Origin of the sequence: Streptomyces sp. NPDC059564 (genome assembly GCF_042735575.1) — a bacterium.
GTDB lineage: Bacteria > Actinomycetota > Actinomycetes > Streptomycetales > Streptomycetaceae > Streptomyces.
Window position 1 is genome coordinate 1 of sequence record NZ_JBHWBP010000121.1, and the last position, 20,675, is coordinate 20,675.

The 20,675-nt window shown below is 71.8% G+C and carries 21 protein-coding genes and 1 riboswitch; of the genes, 14 read left to right on the forward strand and 7 right to left on the reverse strand.

Translation table 11 applies throughout. The features are described 5' to 3' along the window. Window positions 1-63 precede the first annotated feature (63 nt). The 8 genes from ACFV0Q_RS20990 to ACFV0Q_RS21025 all read left to right on the forward strand — a co-directional run bounded on the left by ACFV0Q_RS20990 (window position 64) and on the right by ACFV0Q_RS21025 (window position 6,816). Window positions 64-960, forward strand: coding sequence for a DUF881 domain-containing protein (locus tag ACFV0Q_RS20990; RefSeq protein WP_385007484.1), 897 nt, complete (start codon window positions 64-66; stop codon window positions 958-960). After that, complete coding sequence (locus ACFV0Q_RS20995) at window positions 957-1,289, forward strand: small basic family protein (RefSeq protein ID WP_281207173.1); 333 nt, start codon at window positions 957-959, stop codon at window positions 1,287-1,289. The genes ACFV0Q_RS20990 and ACFV0Q_RS20995 overlap by 4 nt, the downstream gene beginning before the upstream one ends. A 5-nt stretch (window positions 1,290-1,294) precedes the next feature. Then, window positions 1,295-2,086, forward strand: coding sequence for a DUF881 domain-containing protein (locus ACFV0Q_RS21000; RefSeq protein ID WP_385007486.1), 792 nt, complete (start codon window positions 1,295-1,297; stop codon window positions 2,084-2,086). 82 nt (window positions 2,087-2,168) lie between these two features. After that, window positions 2,169-3,113 carry an FHA domain-containing protein gene (locus ACFV0Q_RS21005; RefSeq protein WP_385007518.1) on the forward strand — a complete coding sequence of 315 codons (945 nt, stop codon included), beginning with the start codon at window positions 2,169-2,171 and terminating at the stop codon, window positions 3,111-3,113. A 44-nt stretch (window positions 3,114-3,157) separates the two neighbouring features. Next, window positions 3,158-3,922, forward strand: a complete 765-nt coding sequence (locus ACFV0Q_RS21010; RefSeq protein ID WP_385007488.1) for a MerR family transcriptional regulator — start codon at window positions 3,158-3,160, stop codon at window positions 3,920-3,922. Window positions 3,923-3,985: 63 nt separating this feature from the next. After that, window positions 3,986-4,459, forward strand: coding sequence for a bifunctional nuclease family protein (locus tag ACFV0Q_RS21015; protein WP_007262890.1), 474 nt, complete (start codon window positions 3,986-3,988; stop codon window positions 4,457-4,459). A gap of 213 nt (window positions 4,460-4,672) precedes the next feature. Further along, window positions 4,673-5,320: a MerR family transcriptional regulator gene (locus tag ACFV0Q_RS21020; protein WP_385007491.1), complete on the forward strand. Its 648-nt coding sequence runs from the start codon at window positions 4,673-4,675 to the stop codon at window positions 5,318-5,320. 56 nt (window positions 5,321-5,376) lie between these two features. Further along, on the forward strand, window positions 5,377-6,816 hold the full coding sequence (locus ACFV0Q_RS21025) for a DNA polymerase IV (protein WP_385007493.1): 1,440 nt from the start codon (window positions 5,377-5,379) through the stop codon (window positions 6,814-6,816). On the opposite strand, the gene ACFV0Q_RS21030 is transcribed toward ACFV0Q_RS21025, so the two are convergent. Then, entirely contained in the window at window positions 6,813-7,202 is a 390-nt protein-coding gene (locus tag ACFV0Q_RS21030) for a PRC-barrel domain-containing protein (protein WP_385007495.1), read from the reverse strand. The genes ACFV0Q_RS21025 and ACFV0Q_RS21030 overlap by 4 nt on opposite strands. An 87-nt stretch (window positions 7,203-7,289) precedes the next feature. Continuing rightward, window positions 7,290-7,388, forward strand: a riboswitch (glycine riboswitch). Between the two features lie 197 nt (window positions 7,389-7,585). On the opposite strand from ACFV0Q_RS21030, the gene gcvP reads away from it, so the two are divergent. Beyond that, window positions 7,586-10,471: an aminomethyl-transferring glycine dehydrogenase gene (gene gcvP, locus ACFV0Q_RS21035; RefSeq protein ID WP_385007497.1), complete on the forward strand. Its 2,886-nt coding sequence runs from the start codon at window positions 7,586-7,588 to the stop codon at window positions 10,469-10,471. Window positions 10,472-10,567: 96 nt separating this feature from the next. Here gcvP and ACFV0Q_RS21040 read toward each other — a convergent pair whose 3' ends face one another. Together ACFV0Q_RS21040 and ACFV0Q_RS21045 are read right to left on the reverse strand one after the other, a co-directional pair. Beyond that, on the reverse strand, window positions 10,568-10,756 hold the full coding sequence (locus ACFV0Q_RS21040; protein ID WP_007262885.1) for a DUF5999 family protein: 189 nt from the start codon (window positions 10,754-10,756) through the stop codon (window positions 10,568-10,570). A gap of 293 nt (window positions 10,757-11,049) precedes the next feature. Then, complete coding sequence (locus tag ACFV0Q_RS21045; protein ID WP_385007499.1) at window positions 11,050-11,670, reverse strand: hypothetical protein; 621 nt, start codon at window positions 11,668-11,670, stop codon at window positions 11,050-11,052. 492 nt (window positions 11,671-12,162) lie between these two features. On the opposite strand from ACFV0Q_RS21045, the gene ACFV0Q_RS21050 reads away from it, so the two are divergent. Further along, window positions 12,163-13,698 carry a glutamate-cysteine ligase family protein gene (locus ACFV0Q_RS21050; protein ID WP_385007501.1) on the forward strand — a complete coding sequence of 512 codons (1,536 nt, stop codon included), beginning with the start codon at window positions 12,163-12,165 and terminating at the stop codon, window positions 13,696-13,698. Window positions 13,699-13,785: 87 nt separating this feature from the next. Then, on the forward strand, window positions 13,786-14,586 hold the full coding sequence (locus tag ACFV0Q_RS21055) for a CPBP family intramembrane glutamic endopeptidase (RefSeq protein WP_385007503.1): 801 nt from the start codon (window positions 13,786-13,788) through the stop codon (window positions 14,584-14,586). 8 nt (window positions 14,587-14,594) lie between these two features. Here ACFV0Q_RS21055 and ACFV0Q_RS21060 read toward each other — a convergent pair whose 3' ends face one another. Together ACFV0Q_RS21060 and ACFV0Q_RS21065 are read right to left on the reverse strand one after the other, a co-directional pair. After that, entirely contained in the window at window positions 14,595-15,416 is an 822-nt protein-coding gene (locus ACFV0Q_RS21060; protein ID WP_385007505.1) for a PhzF family phenazine biosynthesis protein, read from the reverse strand. A 73-nt stretch (window positions 15,417-15,489) separates the two neighbouring features. Beyond that, a complete protein-coding gene (locus ACFV0Q_RS21065) occupies window positions 15,490-16,245 on the reverse strand; it encodes a hypothetical protein (protein ID WP_385007507.1) in 756 nt (251 codons plus the stop codon). Window positions 16,246-16,497: 252 nt separating this feature from the next. On the opposite strand from ACFV0Q_RS21065, the gene ACFV0Q_RS21070 reads away from it, so the two are divergent. Beyond that, window positions 16,498-17,112, forward strand: a complete 615-nt coding sequence (locus tag ACFV0Q_RS21070) for a PadR family transcriptional regulator (protein WP_385007509.1) — start codon at window positions 16,498-16,500, stop codon at window positions 17,110-17,112. 81 nt (window positions 17,113-17,193) lie between these two features. Here the strand turns inward: ACFV0Q_RS21070 and ACFV0Q_RS21075 are convergent, their stop codons facing one another. Then, entirely contained in the window at window positions 17,194-17,622 is a 429-nt protein-coding gene (locus ACFV0Q_RS21075) for an SRPBCC family protein (RefSeq protein WP_385007511.1), read from the reverse strand. A 171-nt stretch (window positions 17,623-17,793) separates the two neighbouring features. Between ACFV0Q_RS21075 and ACFV0Q_RS21080 the strand changes: the two genes are divergently transcribed. Next, window positions 17,794-18,750: a DMT family transporter gene (locus ACFV0Q_RS21080; RefSeq protein ID WP_385007513.1), complete on the forward strand. Its 957-nt coding sequence runs from the start codon at window positions 17,794-17,796 to the stop codon at window positions 18,748-18,750. Window positions 18,751-18,951: 201 nt separating this feature from the next. Beyond that, the gene (locus ACFV0Q_RS21085) at window positions 18,952-19,935 is read left to right on the forward strand and encodes a DMT family transporter (protein ID WP_385007515.1); all 984 of its coding nucleotides are present in this window, start codon (window positions 18,952-18,954) and stop codon (window positions 19,933-19,935) included. Here ACFV0Q_RS21085 and ACFV0Q_RS21090 read toward each other — a convergent pair. Then, the gene (locus ACFV0Q_RS21090; RefSeq protein ID WP_385007516.1) at window positions 19,917-20,582 is read right to left on the reverse strand and encodes a pyridoxamine 5'-phosphate oxidase family protein; all 666 of its coding nucleotides are present in this window, start codon (window positions 20,580-20,582) and stop codon (window positions 19,917-19,919) included. The two genes, ACFV0Q_RS21085 and ACFV0Q_RS21090, sit on opposite strands and share 19 nt — an antisense overlap. Between the last annotated feature and the right edge of the window lie 93 nt (window positions 20,583-20,675).

Sequence of the window (20,675 nt, forward strand, 5' to 3'; positions counted from 1 at the left end):
CGGCCCGGCCTGCCGTTCGGGCGCTTCGGAGGTGGGCGGCGGCTACACGCGCCGAGTCGCGGGATGACGCAGCCGCCCAACAACCGGAGTTCGGCCACGCCGCCCGCGCGCCCGGACGCTTCCATGTCGCTGCTGACGCACGTGATGGACCACAGTCTCGACGAGGGCTATGCGGAGGCGTCCGCGCGGCGCCGGGCGGACGGTACGGCGGGACTGCCCCGTAGCCTCAAGGCCAAGCTGGGGCTGGCCGCCGGGCTCGTGATCGCCGCGATGGTCGTCACCCTGGGTGCGGCCCAGGCGCGGATAGCGGCGCCGGTGCTGGCCAAGGAACGCCAGGAGCTGATCGACCGGGTCGAGCGGGCCGACGCGCACGCGAACGGCCTGGAGCGGGACGTCGAGCGGCTGCGTACGGACGTCGAGGACCGCCAGGGCGAGGTGCTCAAGCAGCCCGGCGGAGAACAGGCCCGGCTGCTCGCCCTGCTGTCGGGTGCAACCGAAGTACATGGTCCGGGCGTCAAGCTGGTGGTGGACGACGCGAAGGGATCTTCGTCGGGCGGCGGTGGCGGCCCGCGGGAGAGCGCCGGGTTCTCGGACACCGGGCGGGTTCGCGACCGGGACATGCAGCGGATCGTCAACGGGCTGTGGCAGGCGGGAGCGGAAGCCGTCTCGATCAACGGCCAGCGCCTCACGGCGCTGTCGGCGATCCGGGCCGCCGGTGACGCGATACTGGTCGACAACAGGCCACTGGTGCCGCCGTACGAGGTCCTCGCGGTGGGGGACAAGAAACGGCTGGGCACCAGCTTCCAGGACTCCGTGGACGGCCAGTACCTGCACGTCCTGCAGGAGAGCTACGGGATCCGCTACACCCTGTCCGCCATGGACGCGGTGAAGCTGCCGGCCGCGTCGAGCCTGACCGTCCACACAGCTACAGCAGTAGAGCCGAAGAAGGGTGCATCGTGATCGCGGTACTGGGCCTCGTGGCCGGAGTGGTGGTCGGACTTCTCGTCCGCCCCGAAGTGCCGGCCGTGGTGGAGCCTTATCTGCCGATCGCCGTGGTGGCCGCGCTGGACGCGGTGTTCGGCGGCCTGCGCGCGATGCTGGACGGCATCTTCGTGGACAAGGTCTTCGTGGTGTCGTTCCTGTCGAACGTGGTCGTGGCCGCGCTGATCGTCTTCCTCGGTGACAAGCTGGGCGTCGGCGCGCAGCTGTCGACGGGCGTGGTCGTCGTCCTCGGCATCCGGATCTTCTCCAACGCCGCGGCCATCCGCCGGCACGTCTTCCGGGCGTGAGGCCGATGAGCGCGGACGACACCCCGCCCGAGGAGCCGAACGTCCCGGAGCGGCCGCTGCCCACCGAGTCGCAGGAGACCGGGAGGCAGCGTCTGGCGGCCGGTCTGTGGCCGCCGCGGGTCAGCCGGGCCCAACTGATCGTCGCGCTGCTCCTGTTCGTGCTGGGGCTCGGGCTCGCGATCCAGGTACGGTCCAACAGCGACTCCAGCGCGCCGCTGCGCGGTGCCCGTCAGGAGGACCTCGTACGGATCCTCGACGAGCTGGACGGGCGGACCAAGCGCCTGGAGGACGAGAAGCAGAAGCTGGAGGACCAGCGCAAGGAGCTGGAGAGCAGCTCGAACCAGGCGGAGGAGGCGCGTCGCCAGACGGTGGAGAAGGAGCGCCAACTGGGCATCCTGGCCGGTACCGTGGCTGCGCAGGGGCCGGGGATCACGCTGCGGATCACCGACACCAAGGGCCAGGTGCGCTCCGACCAGCTGCTGGACACGCTGCAGGAGCTGAGGGCGGCCGGGGCCGAGGCGATCCAGATCAACGGCGTGCGCGTCGTGGCGGGCTCGTACTTCTCGGACGAGGGCGGAGGGGTCTCGATCGACGGTAAGAAGATCACACAGCCCTATGAGTTCAGGGTGATCGGCAAGCCACAGGATCTGGAGCCGGCGCTCAACATCCCCGGTGGTGTCGTGCAGACCATGGAGAAGGAACAGGCCACGGTCGCCGTCACACGGTCGGCGAAGATCATCGTGGATGCCTTGCGGGCTGCGAAGCAGCCTGACTACGCTCGGTCGTCATCGTCGTGACGCGGGGCGGAATGTGGACAGGCTCACGTGGGCGGATGCCTGCGGGGGGTCGACGCACGGAAGTCGCGGTGCGTGGTGGAAACTGTCTGGTGGTTACGGACGTTGTGAGAATGTCCGGGTCGGCAGGTGTGTGCATGCAGAGTTCGTCCTGCCCCACGGGCGGGTCTGTTTCGGTCAAGGGGAATCGCCCGTGAAGTTGTTTGAGAAGTTGTTCGGCAAGAAGAACCGCGAGGAAAGCGGTCCGGCACGGCACCGTGCGGGGCACGGCGACGTGGAAGGGCAGGGCGACCGGCCGCTCTTCCGCGACGAGGTGGCCGGCCCGGGTGACATTTCGGGCGCGCAGGGCGCGTCGGCTGTTGACCCTGCCGGTTCCGGAGGCATAGGTTTCGGTGAACCATCAACCTCAAGTGCGGGTGCAGGGTTTGCGCCCGACCCGTATGCCACCAACGCCTCCGCGGGGCAGCCGCGGCGCGAGGAGCCGTCCATGTCGGCCGAGCAGATTTGCAGCAGGTGTGGGCACCGCAGTGATGCGGCGAGCCGCTTCTGCTCCAACTGCGGGGCGCCGCTGCGGGCGGGTCTGACGCCGGAGCGTGCCTCGGAGACCACGTCCACCATCTCGATCTCGGGCCTGGAGGCCTACGAGGCCGAGGTGTCCGGACAAGCGCACGTGTCGTCCTCGCTGTCCCCCGAGGCCCAGGCCGCGGTGGAAGCGCTGCCGTCCGGTTCCGCCCTGCTGATCGTGCGGCGCGGACCCAACTCCGGCAGCCGCTTCCTGCTGGACGGCGAGCTGACCACGGCAGGCCGGCACCCGCAGAGCGACATCTTCCTGGACGACGTCACCGTCTCCCGGCTCCATGTCGAGTTCCGCAGGGGCCAGGAAGGCGGCTTCACCGTCTCCGACGTGGGCAGCCTCAACGGCACGTACGTGAACCGTGAGCCGATCGACTCCGTCGCCCTGCACAACGGCGACGAGGTGCAGATCGGCAAGTACCGGCTGGTCTTCTACGCGAGCCTGCGGGGCGTCTGATCCCTCCCCCGGATTCCGTCCGGGGGACTCCGAGGGAAGGTCCCATGCTGCGTACCCCGACCGGCGGTGTCCCGAAGAACGGCACCGCCGGCAGCGCCGGGCGGCTGGTGAGCATCGGCACGGTGCTGACCACGCTGCGCGACGAGTTCCCCGAAGTCACCATTTCGAAGATCCGTTTCCTGGAGGCGGAGGGGCTCGTCGAGCCCGTGCGCACACCTTCGGGATACCGCAAGTTCAGCACCGGCGACGTGGAGCGGCTCGGCCGCATCCTGCGCCTCCAGCGTGACCACTACCTGCCGCTCAAGGTCATCCGCGAGCAGCTCGACGCCCTCGACCGCGGCGAGCAGATCCGCATCCCCGGGCCCACGGCGCACGGGGAGTCGGTGGATCCGGCCGGTCCCGCCGCCCTGTACGGGGAGGTGGGTCGGGAGCGGCCCACCGTGGCCCGGGTGGACCGCGCCGAGCTGATCGCCGCCGCCGAGGTGGACGAGGTGCAGCTCGTCGAATGGGAGTCGTACGGGCTCATCTCCGAGGTGCCGGGCGGTGGGTTCGACGCCGAAACCGTCACCGTGGCCCGCCTGATCGCGGATCTCGGCCGGTTCGGGCTGGAGCCGCGCCACCTGCGTGCCATGAAGGCCGCCGCGGACCGGGAGGCCGGTCTGGTGGAACAGGTCGTATCCCCGTTGCGCCGCCACCGCAACCCGCAGACCCGGGCGCACGCCGAGGCGACGATGAAAGAGCTCGCGGGACTCTCCGTACGGCTCCACGAGGCCCTCGTACAGACGGCTCTCGGCGTCCGTCTGCACTGACCGGACCGGCCCGAGAAGGGCCCCGACTACCCAAACCGGCCGGGCAGGTCCTAGGGTTGCTGTGTGAACGAGCTCGACGTTGTGGGTGTCCGGGTGGAAATGCCCTCCAACCAACCGATCGTGCTCCTGCGTGAAGTGGGAGGCGACCGGTACCTCCCCATCTGGATCGGTCCTGGGGAGGCGACCGCCATTGCCTTCGCGCAGCAGGGGATGGCCCCTGCCCGGCCGCTGACGCACGACCTGTTCAAGGACGTGCTGGAAGCGGTCGGTGAGGAGCTCACCGAGGTCCGGATCACGGATCTGCGGGAGGGCGTCTTCTACGCGGAGCTGGTCTTCGCCAGCGGGGTCGAGGTGAGCGCGAGGCCATCCGATGCCATAGCGCTGGCCCTGCGCACGGGGACGCCGATCTACGGCAGTGACGGCGTGCTGGACGACGCCGGAATCGCCATTCCCGACGAGCAGGAGGACGAGGTGGAGAAGTTCCGCGAGTTCCTCGACCAGATCTCACCCGAGGACTTCGGCACCGGCCCGCAGTGAGGGCCGGGACGCGAGGAGCCGCGGCAGCGGCGAAACGCGGGCCGCGTCACCCACCGGGTTCTTTCAGCCCATTCGAGTAGCCTTTCCCCGCAATGGGGTACGGGAAACCACTCTCAGGGTGATTATCACTCGGCGTGCCGAGTGTGGCGATCGTTGACGCACCCCTGGTCACTGCCTACCTTCAAGGTGGCAGGTCAAGGACGGAGGGTCGGCGTGAGGATCACGGGCGACGGTACGACCGGGGGCACCCCCGCACGGAGTGATGGTGGGCCGTACCCGCTGCACGGCGGCGCGGCGGGTTCCGCGGGTTCCCCGCACCGTCAGCCGGCGTCGACGCCGGTCGGACCGGTGAGCGACGACCCGGCACCCGAGCAGGTCGGCTACCGGGGACCGACGGCGTGCGCCGCCGCCGGGATCACGTACCGGCAGCTCGACTACTGGGCGCGGACCGGGCTGGTGGAGCCCAGCGTGCGGCCCGCGTACGGGTCGGGCACGCAGCGGCTCTACAGCTTCCGGGACGTGGTGGTCCTCAAGATCGTCAAGCGCTTCCTGGACACCGGGGTGGCGCTGCAGAACATCCGCACCGCCGTCCAGCACCTGCGTGACCGGGGCTTTTCCGACCTCGGACGGATGACGCTGATGAGCGACGGCGCGACCGTGTACGAGTGCACCTCTCCGGACCAGGTGGTGAGCCTGATGGAGGGCGGTCAGGGCGTCTTCGGCATCGCCGTGGGCGTGGTCTGGCGCGACGTGGAGAACGCGCTGTCGCAGCTGCACGGGGAGCGGGTGGACACGGGGGAGACCCTGGTGGGCCACAACCCCGCCGACGAGCTGGCCGCGCGCCGGAACCGGGCCGTCTGACCGGCGCGGACGCCACCGTCACCGCGTTGTCAGTGGCGTAGGGCAGCATCGGTGCGGTGAGAGCCGCCCCGACCATCCTGCACCTGGACATGGACGCCTTCTACGCCTCGGTCGAGCAGGCGTCGAAGCCGAGCCTGCGGGGCAAGGCCGTCATCGTCGGGGGGCTCGGACCGCGCGGGGTGGTGGCCACCGCCTCCTACGAGGCCCGGCGCTTCGGGGTGCATTCGGCGATGCCGACCGCCCAGGCCCGCCGGCTCTGCCCGAACGGCGCCTACCTGATCCCCCGCTTCAGCCTCTACCGGGAGGTCAGCGACCTCGTCATGGGCCTGCTGCGCGAGCTGTCGCCGCTGGTGGAGCCGCTCAGTCTGGACGAGGCCTTCGTGGACCTGGAGGCGGGCGGCACGGCCTTCGACGCGGCCGGCGCCCGGGCCGCGGGGGAGCGGCTGCGGGCCGACATCACGGCCGCCACCGGGCTCAGCGGGTCGGTGGGGCTGGCCGGCTCCAAGATGCTCGCGAAGATCGCCTCGGAGGAGGCCAAGCCGGACGGGCTGCTGCTGATCGAACCCGGGTCGGAACGGGAACTGCTCGCGCCGATGCCGGTGCGGACCCTGCCCGGGGTGGGACCGGCCACCGGGGAGCACCTGCGGCGGGCCGGGATCACCACCGTCGGGGAGCTGGCCGAGGCGGGCGAGGACGAGCTGGTCCGCATGGTGGGCCGGGCGCACGGGCTCGGCCTCTACCGGATGGCGCTCGGGCTGGACGACCGGCCCGTGGTCGCCGAGCGGGACGCGAAATCGGTGTCCGTGGAGGACACCTTCGACGTGGACCTGCACGACCGGGTCCGGATCCGGTACGAGGTGCAGCGGCTCGCCGACCGGTGCGTCGGGCGGCTGCGGGCCTCCGGGCACTCGGGGAGGACCATCGTCCTGAAGGTGCGGCGGTACGACTTCTCCACCCTGACCCGGTCCGAGACCCTGCGCGGCCCGACCGACGACCCCTCCGTGGTGCGGGAGGCCGCGGCGCGGCTGCTGGAGGGCGTGGACACCACCGGCGGAGTGCGGCTCCTGGGGGTCGGCGTGACCGGGCTCGCGGACTACACTCAGGAGGACCTGTTCGCCCAGGCGCTCGGCGCCGGGGCGGAGGGGGACGGTGCGGAGGGGGATGCGGGTGGAGGGGCCATCGCGCCGGACGGGGTGGAAGAGGCTGGTGAGGCTCACGGGGCCGGTGCGGCCGCCGGGGCCGTGGAGGCCCTCGTGGCGCCGGGGGAGCCGGACGCCGCTCCCGTACGGCACTGGGCGGCGGGGAGCGACGTACGGCACGCGGTGTACGGGCCCGGGTGGGTGCAGGGCAGCGGGGTCGGGCGGGTCACCGTCCGCTTCGAGCGGCCCGGATCGCCGCCCGGGCGGGTGCGCACCTTCCGGGTGGACGACCCCGAACTGGAGGCCTCCGATCCGCTGCCCCTCGTAGGGGCGGCGGAGGGACCGCAGGAGGGCTAGGCCTGCTTCTCCGGCGGCGGGCGGTGGAAGTCGGAGGGCAGCGTGACGTCCAGGCCGTAGTGGTGGTAGAGCTGCAGCTCCTGTTCGGGGGAGAGGTGGCGGCCGACTCCGAAATCGGGGGCGTCCTTGATCAGGGAGCGCTCGAAGGGCACCCGCAGGGTCTCGTCCACCACCTCGCTGGGCTCCAGGGGGACGAAGGCGTCCCGCCCGAAGAGGCCGGTCCGGACGGCTGCCCATTCCGGCACGCCCGTGGCGTCGTCGAGGTAGACCTCGTCCACGGTGCCGATCTTGGCGCCGTTGCGGTCGAACGCCTTGCGGCCGATCAGGCTGCGCGGATCGATATCGGTCTGCACGGTCCCTCCGTACGGTCGCAGTGATGAACTCATCCGTAATGACTACAAAAGTGCATATTCGAAGAGAGGGCCACTCGAGGGAGGGTCGAGATCCTCGCTGGTAGGCTGGGTGATGGCTGTTGACCCTGTGCGGGAGAGTCCTCCGAATGAGTTCGACGGAGGCGCCGAAGGAGCAAATCCTCCCCGGAATCTCTCAGGCATACGTACCGCACGTGGTGAGGCCACTCTGGAAAGCAGGGGCGGGTACCGGGCACGCAGTACCGGTCCCTCTCCTCACCGACGGTGAAAGCCGGATCTCAGGGGCGACCCCCGTGAGGCCCGGTGAAGCTCTCAGGTTGAGATGACAGAGGGGGAGGCCGTCCGGGTGCCCGCGCCGTGGTGCCCCTCGCAGGTCATACGACCAGGAGGCCTCCGTCATGACCGCCAACCGCATTCCGCTCTCCCAGCTGGAGCGAGGCATCCCCTTCGAGCAGCGCCACATCGGCCCGGACGCCGAGGCGCAGGCCAAGATGCTCGCCCAGGTGGGCTACGGCTCCCTCGACGAGCTCACCGCCGCCGCGGTACCGGATGTGATCAAGACCGCCGAGGCGCTGAACCTGCCCGAGGCGCGCACCGAGGCCGAGGTGCTGGCCGAGCTGCGCTCGCTGGCGGACCGCAACCAGGTGCTGTCGTCGATGATCGGCCTCGGCTACTACGGCACCTTCACGCCGCCGGTGATCCTGCGCAACGTCATGGAGAACCCCGCCTGGTACACGGCGTACACCCCGTACCAGCCGGAGATCTCGCAGGGCCGCCTCGAGGCGCTGCTGAACTTCCAGACCGTCGTCGCGGACCTGACCGGCCTGCCGACCTCCGGTGCCTCCCTGCTCGACGAGGGCACCGCCGCCGCCGAGGCCATGTCCCTGGCCCGCCGCGTGGGCAAGGTCAAGGGCGGCGTGTTCCTGATCGACGCCGACGCGCTGCCGCAGACCATCGCCGTGATCGAGACCCGCGCCGAGCCCGTCGGGGTCGAGGTCGTCGTCGCCGACCTGTCGGACGGCATCCCGGCCGAGATCGCCGAGCGCGGCGTCTTCGGCGTGCTGCTCCAGTACCCGGGCGCCTCCGGCGCGGTGCGCGCGATCAAGCCGGTCATCGAGCAGGCCCACGAGCTCGGTGCCATCGTCACCGTCTCCGCCGACCTGCTCGCGCTGACCCTGCTGACCTCCCCGGGCGAGCTGGGCGCCGACATCGCGGTGGGCACCACCCAGCGCTTCGGCGTCCCGATGGGCTTCGGCGGACCGCACGCCGGTTACATGGCCGTCCAGCAGCAGCACGCCCGCTCGCTGCCCGGCCGTCTCGTCGGCGTCTCCGTGGACGCGGACGGCAACAAGGCGTACCGCCTGGCCCTGCAGACCCGCGAGCAGCACATCCGCCGCGAGAAGGCCACGAGCAACATCTGTACCGCGCAGGTGCTGCTCGCCGTCATGGCCGGCATGTACGCCGTCTACCACGGCCCGGACGGGCTGCGCACGATCGCCCGCCGCACCCACCGCTACGCCTCCCTCCTCGCCGCGGGCCTGACGGCCGGCGGGGTCGAGCTGGTGCACGGCTCCTTCTTCGACACGGTCACCGCCCGGGTGCCCGGCAAGGCCGCCGAGGTCGTCGCCGCGGCCCGCGAGGGCGGGGTCAACCTCTTCCAGGTCGACGCCGACCACGTCTCCGTCGCCTGTGACGAGACCACCCTGCGCGCCGACCTCGACGCCGTCTGGGCCGCCTTCGGCGTCACCGCGGACATCGAGGCCCTGGACGGGGTCACCGCCGACACGCTGCCCGAGGGCCTGCTGCGCTCGGACGCGTACCTGGGCCACCCGGTCTTCCACCAGCACCGTTCCGAGACCGCGATGCTGCGCTACCTGCGCAAGCTCTCGGACAAGGACTACGCGCTGGACCGCGGCATGATCCCGCTGGGCTCCTGCACCATGAAGCTCAACGCGACCACCGAGATGGAGCCGGTGACCTGGCCCGAGTTCGGCCAGCTGCACCCGTTCGCCCCGGTGGAGCAGGCGGAGGGCTACCTCACGCTCATCACCGAGCTGGAGGAACGTCTCTGCGAGGTCACCGGATACGACAAGGTCTCGATCCAGCCGAACGCCGGCTCCCAGGGTGAGCTCGCCGGCCTGCTGGCCGTGCGCGCCTACCACCGGGCGAACGGCGACGAGCAGCGCACCATCTGCCTCATCCCGTCGTCCGCGCACGGCACCAACGCGGCGAGCGCCGTGATGGCCGGCATGAAGGTGGTCGTCGTCAAGACCGCCGACGACGGCGAGGTGGACGCGGCCGACCTGCGCGCCAAGATCGAGCAGTACCGCGAGCAGCTCGCCGTGCTGATGATCACGTACCCGTCCACGCACGGTGTGTTCGAGGAGCACGTCGCCGACATCTGCGCCCAGGTGCACGAGGCCGGCGGCCAGGTCTACGTCGACGGCGCCAACCTGAACGCCCTGGTGGGCCTGGCCAAGCCGGGTCACTTCGGCGGCGACGTCTCGCACCTGAACCTGCACAAGACCTTCTGCATCCCGCACGGCGGCGGCGGTCCGGGCGTCGGTCCGGTCGGTGTCCGGGCGCACCTGGCCCCGTTCCTGCCGAACCACCCGCTCCAGCCCACCGCCGGCCCGGAGACGGGCGTCGGTCCGATCTCGGCCGCTCCGTGGGGCTCGGCGGGCATCCTGCCGATCTCCTGGTCGTACGTCCGCCTGATGGGTGGCGAGGGCCTCAAGCGCGCCACCCAGGTGGCGGTGCTGGGCGCCAACTACATCGCCAAGCGCCTGGAGCCGCACTACCCGGTGCTCTACACCGGTCCGGGCAACCTGGTCGCCCACGAGTGCATCATCGACCTGCGTCCGCTGTCGAAGGCCACGGGCGTGAGCGTCGACGACATCGCCAAGCGTCTGATCGACTACGGCTTCCACGCGCCGACCATGTCCTTCCCGGTGGCCGGCACGCTGATGATCGAGCCGACGGAGTCCGAGGACCTCGTCGAGATCGACCGCTTCTGCGACGCCATGATCGCCATCCGCGCCGAGATCGAGCGGGTCGCGGGCGGCGAGTGGCCGGTGGACGACAACCCGCTGGCCAACTCCCCGCACACGGCGGCGGCGCTGGGCGGCGAGTGGAACCACCCGTACAGCCGGGACGAGGCCGTCTTCCCGAGCGGCGTCACGGCCGCGGAGAAGTACTGGCCGCCGGTGCGCCGGATCGACGGTGCCTTCGGCGACCGGAACCTGGTCTGCTCCTGCCCGCCGCTGGACGAGTACGACAACTGAGTCCCGTGACGCGGTGAAGGGGCCGGTCCGGAGCGCGAGCTCCGTGACCGGCCCCTTCTCTTTCGTCTTTCGCGTCCGTGCTCCGTACGTGGTCGCCTAGGCCGCCGCGAGCGGGCGGTGCGGGGCGATGATCTGCCCGTCGGGCAGCAGTTCACCGGTGTCCTCGAACAGCAGGACGCCGTTGCACAGCAGGCTCCAGCCCTGTTCCGGGTGGTTGGCCACCGGGCGGGCAGCCTCCCGGTCTGCGGACTCTGATGACGGGCAGGCAGGCTGGTGCTGGCACATGGATGCGTTCTTTCGCTGCGGTGTGGTCTGTTCGCTACGGCTCGATGCGTGATTCATGGCCGTCCCCCTGGGTCGTCCCCGCACCTGCGGGGAGGATGTCCTCAGTCTTCCCCCACGACGGCTGCTTCGCAGGTATTTCCCGGCAGCTGTCCTCATGGAATGAAGACGCATCACCCGTGCGGGCGGTTCAGGCCAACTCCCCTGTCATTTCGGATGGTTCGGGAGTGGCCCGAGCGGACTAGGCCGTATGGGTCACACGGACCAAGCCGAACAGGCCACCGGCGGACCGCCGGTCAGGCCGCTGGCGCGGCCAGCGAGGGCGGTACGGGTGGGGCCGGCGGAGTCAGCCGGTGGGTCAGTACGGGCAGCAGCTCCGAGACGGGGTGCGGCCGGTACGCGGCGATCCCCGGCGGGGCCGGTGCCAGCGGAACCAGCAGGTCGGAGGCGGCGGGCAGGCCGGCGGAGGCGTCGGCGCCGACCGCCCCGTGCAGCCACAGGGTCAGCATGTACAGCTCCGGTACGGACAGCAGACGCGGCTGGTAGCCCTTGCCGAGCGACTCGGCCTGGCGCAGGGCGCGTTCGGTGGCGGCGACGTAGGGCCCCTCGAAGAAGTGGGAGAAGGCCCAGCCGTCCGGGGTCAGCCGGGTGTCGGCCGCGGCGACGAAGCGGTCGCCGCTGCGGATCAGGAACCGCCAGCCGGTCAGCCGGGTGCGGGGCGGGCGGCCGCCGGCGGCGAGACCGGACACGTTGAGCCGGTCGAGCACGTGCACCGGAAGCGGGAGTTCGGCGGTCAGCGGCCCCTGGATCGCGCGCAGGGACGGGGTGTGCGCCTCGTGGACGGCGGTGGGAGAACCGAGTGCCGCGAGGACGCTGCGCAGGGCGGGCGCGGGAGCCGGGGGAACATGCAGCGGCATGGTGGGTCGCCTCTCACTTGGGAGACCTGTGGTGCGGGGGAAGGTGCGGACGGCGCTGTCGCATTCTGGGGCCAGAGGGGGGCTGAGGGGCAATGGCCGCGCGCCAACTCTCTGCCTCGTTTGCGGAGTTTATACGACATGTGTTCACGCAGTGTTTCGGCTACCTGTCCCGGCTATTGCCGACAAGGTGCTTACCGGTCCCGCTGACATGGTATTCATGCCGGTTGCACGCGAACGGGCCGCGCTGACCTCGGAGGTTACCCGACGGGGGCTCGGCTGGAAAGCGCCGGTAATCGGGAATCGGCACAGTCGACGCGGAATTTGCATACGACGTGTTGCCAGGTGAATGTGCCGAAGCGCCCATCTGGCCATACCGGCGCGCGCTCCCCGCCAGACCGCCCCGCGCGGAGTTATCGATCACGCGGATGGGCATCATCGACCTTACGCGCGCTCGGGTGCTCCGGGCGGGGGCACTCGAGGAGGGACGATTCGATGGGGGAGAAGGTCGTGGCAGGCGGATTCGACCTGTCCGATCGGCATCGGTATCGGAGGAAGCTTCACGAGTGCCTGGAGGGACTGGAGCGGCTTCTGGCCGAGAAGAGGTTCGATCGGCCCAAGAACATGATGGGGCTGGAGATCGAGTTGAATCTCGCGGGTGCCGACGGTTTGCCGCGCATGGTGAATGCACAGGTACTGGAGCGGATAGCGAGCCCCGATTTCCAGACGGAACTCGGAATGTTCAATCTGGAGGTGAACGTACTCCCGCACCGGCTCGGCGGCCGGGTATTCGACCAGCTCGCCGAAGAACTGAGCGCGGGGCTGCACTATGCCCACCGGCAGGCCGCCGAGATCGACGCGGGGGTGGTGATGATCGGAATCCTGCCGACGATCTCCCGCGCCGACCTGGCGCTGGCCAACCTGTCCGCCGTGGACCGGTACTCGCTGCTCAACGAGCAGATCCTGATGATGCGCGGCGAGGACTTCACACTCGACATCGACGGGGTCGAGCGGCTGACCTGGAGCACCGGGTCGATCGTGCCGGAGGCCGCCTGTACCTCCGTACAGCTGCACCTGCAGGTCACTCCCGGCCGGTTCGCGGACGTGTGGAACGCGGCGCAGGCGGTGACCGCCGTACAGATAGCGGTGGGCGCCAACTCGCCGTTCCTGTTCGGACGGGAGCTGTGGCGCGAGTCGCGTCCGCCGCTGTTCACCCAGGCCACCGACACCCGGCCGCCCGAGCTCCAGGCGCAGGGGGTGAGGCCGCGCACCTGGTTCGGGGAGCGATGGGTGGACTCGGCGTACGAACTGTTCGCCGAGAACGTCCGTTTCTTCCCCTCCCTGCTGCCGATCTGCGACGCGGAGGAGCCGCTGCGGGTGCTCGCCGAGGGCGGGGTGCCGAGCCTCCAGGAGCTGGTGCTGCACAACGGCACCGTCTACCGGTGGAACCGGCCCGTGTACGGGGTCGCCGACGGGGTGCCGCACCTGCGGGTGGAGAACCGGGTGCTGCCGGCCGGGCCGACGGTGGCCGACGTCGTCGCCAACGCCGCGTTCTACTACGGGCTCGTACGGACCCTCGCGGACGAGCCGCGCCCGGTGTGGACCCGGCTGCCGTTCGCGGAGGCGGAGGCCAACTTCGACGCGGCCTGCCGGTACGGGATCGACGCGCGGATCCGCTGGCCGCGCCGGGGCCGGGCCGGCGGGCTGGTGAGCGTGCCCGCGGTGCGGCTGGTGCTGGACGAGCTGCTGCCCATGGCCGCGGCCGGGCTGGACGCCTGGGGCATCGAGCCCGCCGACCGCGACCACTACCTCGGGATCATCGAGGAGCGCTGCCGGCGCCGGGTGAACGGCGCCACGTGGCAGGTGGACACCTACCACCGGGCGCTCGCCGGCGGGCTGGAACGGGACGCCGCCCTGGCGGCCACCACCCGGCGCTACAGCCAGCTGATGCACCGGGGCGACCCCGTGCACACCTGGCCGGTCGGGCCGGCGGAGGAGGAGGTGGACGCCACCGCGGCGGCCCGGCGCTGAGCCGCCGATCCGGTCCGGCCACCGAGGAGGCAGTATGGGGTGGTCGCAACAGGATGCCGCCGTGGGTCGGCAGGACGGGAGTCGGTCGTGCGGGCGGAGCCGGAGCCGGTGGTCGTGGAGCCGCTCGAGGACGGGCGGCGGGGTCTGCTGAGGACCGAGACGCTGCTCGTGCTCGCGCTGTCGCTGGGCGCGAGCGGCGTCTCGGCGCTGATCAGCTTCATCGGCTCGCTGACGAAACCCGGCGGCCTCAAGGACCAGGCCGCCACGCTCAACGGCTCGTACGCGCCCGGACGGCCCTGGCTGGACCTGGCCTGGCAGCTGTTCGGGATCGCCTCCGCGCTGGTGCCCGTCCTGCTGGTCGCGCACCTGCTGACCCGGGAGGGCGCGCCCGGGCTGCGCGTCCTGGGCTTCGACCGGACCCGTCCGGGGTGGGACCTGGCCCGGGGCGCGCTGGTCGCCGCCGGGATCGGGAGCGCGGGACTGGCCTTCTACCTGGGGGCCCGGGCCTCCGGCTTCAACCTGACGGTGGTGCCGGAGGCGCTGCCCGACGTGTGGTGGAAGTTCCCGGTGCTGATCCTCTCCGCGGTGCAGAACGCCGTGGTGGAGGAGGTCATCGTGCTGGCCTACCTGCTGCGCCGGCTCGGCCAGCTGGGCTGGTCGCCGACGGCCGCGCTGCTGGCCAGCTCCGTGCTGCGCGGCTCGTACCACCTGTACCAGGGCATCGGCGGGCTCATCGGCAACATGGTGATGGGCGCCGTCTTCGTGCTGGCCTACCGCCGCTGGGGCCGGGTCGGGCCGCTGGTCGTCGCGCACGCGCTGCTCGACATCGTGGCCTTCGGCGGGTACGCGCTGCTCGCGGGGAAGGTGGGCTGGCTGCCCACCCCGTAGCCCCTGCCTCAGGGGGTGGTGAGCAGCTCGCCGTCGATCACGGTGACCGCGCGGCCGGTCAGCTGGGTGCGTTCGCCCGCGAGCGTGACCCGGACCAGGCCCTGGCGGGCGCCGCCCTGCAGGCCGGTCATCCGGGTGCGGCCCAGGCGGGCTCCCCAGAACGGGGCGAGGGCGGTGTGGGCGCTGCCGGTCACCGGGTCCTCGTCGATGCCGTGGAGCGGGAAGAAGCCGCGGGAGACGAAGTCGTAGCCGCGGGAGGGGTCCTCGGCGGGCGCGGTGACGATCACCCCGCGGCGGGACCGCTCGCGCAGGGCGGCGAGATCGGGCGCGAGTTCCCGTACGGTCCGCTCGTCGGCCAGCTCCACCAGGAGGTCGCCGATGTGGGCGGCGGTGTCGTGGACCGACAGGACCGCGGGGCCGCCCAGGGCCTCGGCCACCTCGGGGGCCGGCTCGACGGGCGTCAGGGACGAGGTCGGGAAGTCCAGGGTGATCGCGCCGTCCTCGCCGATCTCGGCCGTGAGGATCCCGCAGCGCGCGCCGAAGCGGACCGGGCCCTCGGCGAGACCGTGCTCGTGCAGTACGTGGGCGGTCGCCAGGGTGGCGTGCCCGCACATGTCGACCTCGCCGGCCGGGGTGAACCAGCGCAGCGCCCAGTCGGCGTCGCCGCCGGGCGGCAGGGGCAGCGCGAACGCGGTCTCGGAGAGGTTGACCTCGGCCGCGACCTGCTGGAGCCAGGCGTCCGGGGGGAAGGCCCCGTCGAGGAGGAGGACTCCGGCGGGGTTGCCGTGGAAGGGGCGGTCGGTGAAGGCGTCGACGATTCGGATGCGCATGGATCCGACGGTAGGGGGCCCGGCCGGACGCGGACCAAGGCCAATCCGGGATGACTGGCCTTGGTCCGAACGGTCAGGTGCGGGAGAGGGCCGTGGTGCCGGACAGGAGGGGGACGAGGTTGAAGTTCCCGTCGCCGCGGCCGCAGGCCGGGGCCGCGGCGGCGGTGTTGGAGACCTTGGTCCCGGTCGTGAAACGGCCGTCGCGGCGCGTCGGCACCACCGTGGTGAAGTGGTCGGCGAGGCTGCCGGCGTAGTACTGGCACTGCTGGAGGTTCACGTAGCGCCCGGCGCCGAGGTCCAGGGCGATGACGTCGGACAGCAGGGGGACGAGGGAGTAGAGGCCGCGGCCGGGGCCGCACTCGACCGTGGTGTCGGGGGTGTTGGAGACGTTGGTCCCGGTGCCCCAGTCGCCGCCCCCGCGCGAGACCACCACGGTGAGGTGGTCGTGCTGGAGCTCGGAGTAGTACACGCACTGGTGCAGGTTGAGGTACCGCCCGGAGCTCAGGTCCAGTGACTGGAAGGACGCCCAGGGGCGGATCGCGGTGAAGTTCCCGTCGCCCGCGCCACAGGACAGGTCCCGGTCCGGTGCGGCGGCGGTGTTCGTTCCGGCCGCGAACCGGTTGTCGCCGCTCCGCGGCACCACCGTGGTGAGGTAGTCGACTCCCGGAGTGGGTGCGTACACGCACTGGTGCAGGTTGAGGATGTCGCCGGCCAGCGGCCGGAGGTGGTCGGCGTGGGCGTCGGCGCCGGCCGGTCCCGGTACGAGCAGCAGCGCGGCGGCGCTGAGGGTGGCGGCGAGCCATGTTCCGACGCGTCCCTTGTGGTGCACGAAAGTCCCTTTCTCTTCGGTGCCCCGTACCGCGCCCCGTGTCGCGAGGAGCGGGGCCAGCACAGCACGTGCGTACGCCCCTCGTCAGGAGGTTCCCGCCCGGATCCACCCGAAAGTGTCCATTACGCTCGCCAGTCTGAGATAGGTTCCGATATATCGTTGACGCATCGCGATGGGTCAGCGATAGTGAAGGAGTCGAACACGACAACCGCAAGACAAGCGATGACGAACGATGACGAAAGGAGCGCAGTGATGCGTTCACGTGGACAGCACGAGCACGGACATGAGCACGGACGGGGTCACGGCCACTGCGGGCCGGACCGTCGGGAGGAGTTCCAGGGGCGGCGTGCCGCCTTCGGGCCGTTCGGGCCGCCCTTCGGCGGCGGGCCCTTCGGCGGGCGCGGCGGACGGGGTGGCCCCCGGGGCCGGGCGCGGCGCGGTGACGTGCGCGCCTCCATCCTGGCGCTGCTCGCCGACCGGCCGATGCACGGCTACGAGATGATCCAGGAGATCGGCGAGCGCAGCGGCGGGGCCTGGAAGCCCAGCCCGGGCTCGGTGTACCCGACCCTGCAGCTGCTCGAGGACGAGGGGCTCATCACCAGTGCGAGCGAGGGCGGCAAGAAGCTGTTCACGCTCACCGACGCGGGCCGCACCGAGGCCGAGTCGGGTCCGGACGCCCCCTGGGCGGATGCCGGGCGCGGCTTCGACTTCGAGGCGATGCACGAGGTGCGGACCGCCGGCGTCGGCCTGATGGAAGCCTTCGGGCAGGTCTTCAAGACCGGCTCGCCCGAGCAGCGGGAGAAGGCCCTCGCGGTCATCAACGACGCCCGCAAGAAGCTGTACCTGATCCTGGCCGACGAGCACTGAGTCCGGCCGCCGGACCTCCCGGCACGCACACGGCGCGCCCCGCGAGCTCTCTCGCGGGGCGCGCCGTTCGTGTGGCGGGGGTCAGGCGACCAGGCCGGCCAGTTTGCGGAGCGACTCGTTCAGCGCGGCGGTCGCGGAGTCCTTGAGCTTGCCCGCCATCAGGGACACGGCGGCGCCCGTGAACTCGCCGTCGATGCGGACCGTGGTGGCCCCGCCGTCGGGGATCAGGGTGTAGCGGGTCAGTACGGCCACGCCCATCGGGCCCTTGCCGGTGATCGCGAAGACGCGCTGGTCCTCCAGTTCCGAGACGGTCCACAGGACCTCGGCCGGGAAGCCCATCATCTTCATGTTCTCGGCGAAGGTGGACCCGACCGCGAGGGTCTCGGGACCGCCCTTCGGGAAGTTGGTGTGGGTCATGCTCCACTGGCCGTACGCGTCCCAGTCGGTCAGCTGGGCCCAGAGCTTCGCGGCGGGCGCCTCGATGCGTGATTCCGCGGTGACTTCAGCCATGCGTCCACCCCTTCTCGTCGGGTTCGTGCGGCGGAACGTAGTCCTGGCGGGCGGAACATTCAATACTGACGACCTGTCAGATCCGGGGGTCTTCGGGCGGCCCGGCGCCGGGCCCGTCTCAACAGGCGTCACCGGTGTGACGCTCCTGACCCGCCCTGCCATGATGGCCCGATGCAAGCGTCAGGAAAGAACGCCGGACTGGGCCTCGCCCTGGTCTCGGCGTGTGCGTTCGGTGGTTCGGGTGTGGCGGCGAAGCCGCTGATCGAGGCGGGTCTGGACCCGCTGCACGTGGTGTGGCTGAGGGTGGCCGGGGCGGCGCTGGTGCTGTCCCCGCTGGCCTGGCGGCACCGTGATCTGGTGCGGCGCAGGCCCCTGCTGCTCGCCGGTTTCGGGCTGGTCGCCGTGGCGGGCGTCCAGGCCTTCTACTTCGCCTCCCTGTCCCGGATCCCGGTCGGCGTGGCCCTGCTGCTGGAGTACCTGGGCCCGGCGCTGCTGCTCGGCTGGATCCGCTTCGTGCAGCGCAAGCCGGTGACCCGGGCGGCCGCGGCCGGCGCCGCGGTGGCCGTCGTGGGGCTGGCCTGCGTGGTCGAGATCTGGTCCGGGCTGAGCCTGGACCCGCTCGGGGTGCTGCTGGGCCTCGCCGCCGCCTGCTGCCAGGCCTTCTACTTCGTCTTCGCCGACCAGGGCACCGACGGCGACGACGTGCCCGACCCGATGGGCGTGATCGCGTACGGGATGCTCGTCGGGGCCGTGGTCATGACCGTGATCGCGCGGCCCTGGCGGATGGACTGGGGCGTGCTGGGCGGCGATGCGGCGCTGGGCGAGCAGAGCGTGCCCGCCCTGGTCCTGCTGGGCTGGGTGGTGCTGGTCGCCACCGTGTTCGCGTACCTGACCGGGGTGGTCTCGGTGCGCAGGCTCTCCCCGCAGGTGGCGGGTGTGGTGGCCTGCCTGGAGGCGGTCATCGCCACCGTGCTGGCGTGGGTGCTGCTGGGCGAGCACCTCTCGACCCCGCAGATCGTGGGCGGGGCGCTGGTGCTGGGCGGTGCTTTCATCGCGCAGTCCTCGCGGGCCGCCGCGCCGGGGGCCGCCGATCCGGTCGTACTGCCGCGGGAGACCACCAGCGCGTAGGGCCGGGGCGGGCTGGTCCGGGGCGGGGGCAGCCCGTAGGGTGCTGGGCATGCCGTCGACCGTGCTTCCGCCTCCCGCCGCCTAGCGCGGGCGGCCACCACTCGAACGAGGATCCCGCCCGGGGAGTTCCCGGGCCGGTTCGCGCTGCCCGCGAAGCGATGACCTGCTTCCTTCATCCTTCACGCATGCGCGGAGACACACGTGTCGAACCATTCGCCCGCAGCCGGGCGCAGTCTGCTGTACCTCGTCGTCGCCGGAGCCGCCTGGGGCACCGCCGGGGCGGCCGCCTCCCTCCTCTTCCTGGCCAGTGACCTCGGCCCGCTCGCCCTGTCGTTCTGGCGGTGCGCGGGCGGGCTGGTGGTGCTGCTGGGGGTGCTCGCCGTACGCCGCCCCGCGCGGCGGGGGCGGTCCGCGCAGGCCTCGCCCGCCTCGCCTCTCTCGCTGATCGGGACGGGGCTGATGTTCACCCTGTTCCAGGCCGCCTACTTCGCCGCCGTGCGCGACACCGGCCTCGCCGTCGGCACCGTCGTGACCCTCGGGGCGGGGCCCGTGCTGATCGCGCTGGGCGGCCGGTACTGGATGGGCGAGCGGCTGGGCCGGGGCGGGGTGGCCGCCGTCGTCGGCGCGCTCGGCGGGCTGGCCGTGCTGGTGCTCGGCTCCGGGGGCGGCGAGGTGCGCCCGCTCGGGGTCGGCTGGGCGCTGCTGTCGGCCGCCGGGTACGCGGGGATGACCCTGCGGGCGCGGTGGCTGGGGCGGCGCGGGGCGGGCGGGGACCCGCTCGTCACCACCGCCTGGTCGGTGGCGGTGGGCACGGTGTGCCTGCTGCCGCTCGCGCTGCTGGAGGGGCTGCTGCCGCACACGGCCGACTGGGGCCGGGTGCTCTGGCTGCTGGTCTACGTCGCCACGGTGCCGACGGCCCTGGCGTACGCGCTCTACTTCACGGGCGCCGCTGCGGTGCGGGCCGCGACGGTGTCGGTGATCATGCTGATCGAGCCGGTCGGCGCGGCGGTGATCGCCGTCGGGCTGCTCGGGGAGCGGCTGACCGGGGCGGTGGTGCTGGGCACCGTACTGCTGCTGTCGGCGGTGGGCGCGCTGATCGTGGCCGAGGCGCGCGGGGCGGGGACCGGGTCCGGGGGCGGGCCGGTGGCCGGGCCCGCCCCGGAGCCTCAGAGCGCGGTGATGTAGTCCGGGGTCGCGATGCCGGGGGTCAGGTCGGCGGCCGGGACCGGGGTCCCGTACGCCGGCGCGACCGGGACCACGCCCGACCAGAACGGCAGCCCCAGGTCCTCGGCGTCGTCGTTCGGGCCGCCCGTACGGATCTTCGCGGAGACCTCGTTCAGGTCCAGGCGGATCACGGCCGTCGCCGCGAGCTCCTTGGCGTTGGCCGGCCGGGAGTCGGCCGAGCGGCCCGGGACGACGTGGTCGACCAGGGCGTCCAGGGCCATGCGGCACTCGTCCTCGTCGGTGACCTGGTAGGCGGTGCCGTGGACGACCACCGAGCGGTAGTTCATCGAGTGGTGGAACGCGGACCGGGCCAGGACCAGGCCGTCCACGTGCGTCACCGTCAGGCAGACCGGCAGACCCGGGTCGGCCTTCCCGGCGGCCAGCAGCGGGCGCGATCCGGTGGAGCCGTGGATGTAGAGGGTCTCGCCCACCCGGCCGAAGAGGGTCGGCAGGACCACCGGCGCGCCGTCGCGGACGAACCCGAGGTGGCAGACGTAGGCCTGGTCGAGTATCGAGTGCACCGTCTCGCGGTCGTAGCGCGCGCGGTCGCGGGCGCGGCTCGGGACGGTGCGGTCGGTGGGCTCGTAGGCGGCGGGGGAGGCGGTCATGATGCGGACTCCGTCCTTCGTCGCCTTCGAGGGCTACGACACGGTCACGGTCCTGGCCGAGGTGCTGCGTTCCCAGGGCGTGGACCGGCCGGG

What these genes read in the sequence shown, in the direction of transcription:
- ACFV0Q_RS20990 (WP_385007484.1), top strand. Translation starts at nt 64, where the DNA reads ATGACGCAGCCGCCCAACAACCGGAGTTCGGCCACGCCGCCCGCGCGC.
- ACFV0Q_RS21000 (WP_385007486.1), top strand. Translation starts at nt 1,295, where the DNA reads ATGAGCGCGGACGACACCCCGCCCGAGGAGCCGAACGTCCCGGAGCGG.
- ACFV0Q_RS21010 (WP_385007488.1), top strand. Translation starts at nt 3,158, where the DNA reads ATGCTGCGTACCCCGACCGGCGGTGTCCCGAAGAACGGCACCGCCGGC.
- ACFV0Q_RS21030 (WP_385007495.1), bottom strand. Translation starts at nt 7,202, where the DNA reads ATGAGTTCATCACTGCGACCGTACGGAGGGACCGTGCAGACCGATATC.
- gcvP (WP_385007497.1), top strand. Translation starts at nt 7,586, where the DNA reads ATGACCGCCAACCGCATTCCGCTCTCCCAGCTGGAGCGAGGCATCCCC.
- ACFV0Q_RS21040 (WP_007262885.1), bottom strand. Translation starts at nt 10,756, where the DNA reads ATGTGCCAGCACCAGCCTGCCTGCCCGTCATCAGAGTCCGCAGACCGG.
- ACFV0Q_RS21045 (WP_385007499.1), bottom strand. Translation starts at nt 11,670, where the DNA reads ATGCCGCTGCATGTTCCCCCGGCTCCCGCGCCCGCCCTGCGCAGCGTC.
- ACFV0Q_RS21050 (WP_385007501.1), top strand. Translation starts at nt 12,163, where the DNA reads ATGGGGGAGAAGGTCGTGGCAGGCGGATTCGACCTGTCCGATCGGCAT.
- ACFV0Q_RS21060 (WP_385007505.1), bottom strand. Translation starts at nt 15,416, where the DNA reads ATGCGCATCCGAATCGTCGACGCCTTCACCGACCGCCCCTTCCACGGC.
- ACFV0Q_RS21070 (WP_385007509.1), top strand. Translation starts at nt 16,498, where the DNA reads ATGCGTTCACGTGGACAGCACGAGCACGGACATGAGCACGGACGGGGT.
- ACFV0Q_RS21075 (WP_385007511.1), bottom strand. Translation starts at nt 17,622, where the DNA reads ATGGCTGAAGTCACCGCGGAATCACGCATCGAGGCGCCCGCCGCGAAG.
- ACFV0Q_RS21080 (WP_385007513.1), top strand. Translation starts at nt 17,794, where the DNA reads ATGCAAGCGTCAGGAAAGAACGCCGGACTGGGCCTCGCCCTGGTCTCG.
- ACFV0Q_RS21090 (WP_385007516.1), bottom strand. Translation starts at nt 20,582, where the DNA reads ATGACCGCCTCCCCCGCCGCCTACGAGCCCACCGACCGCACCGTCCCG.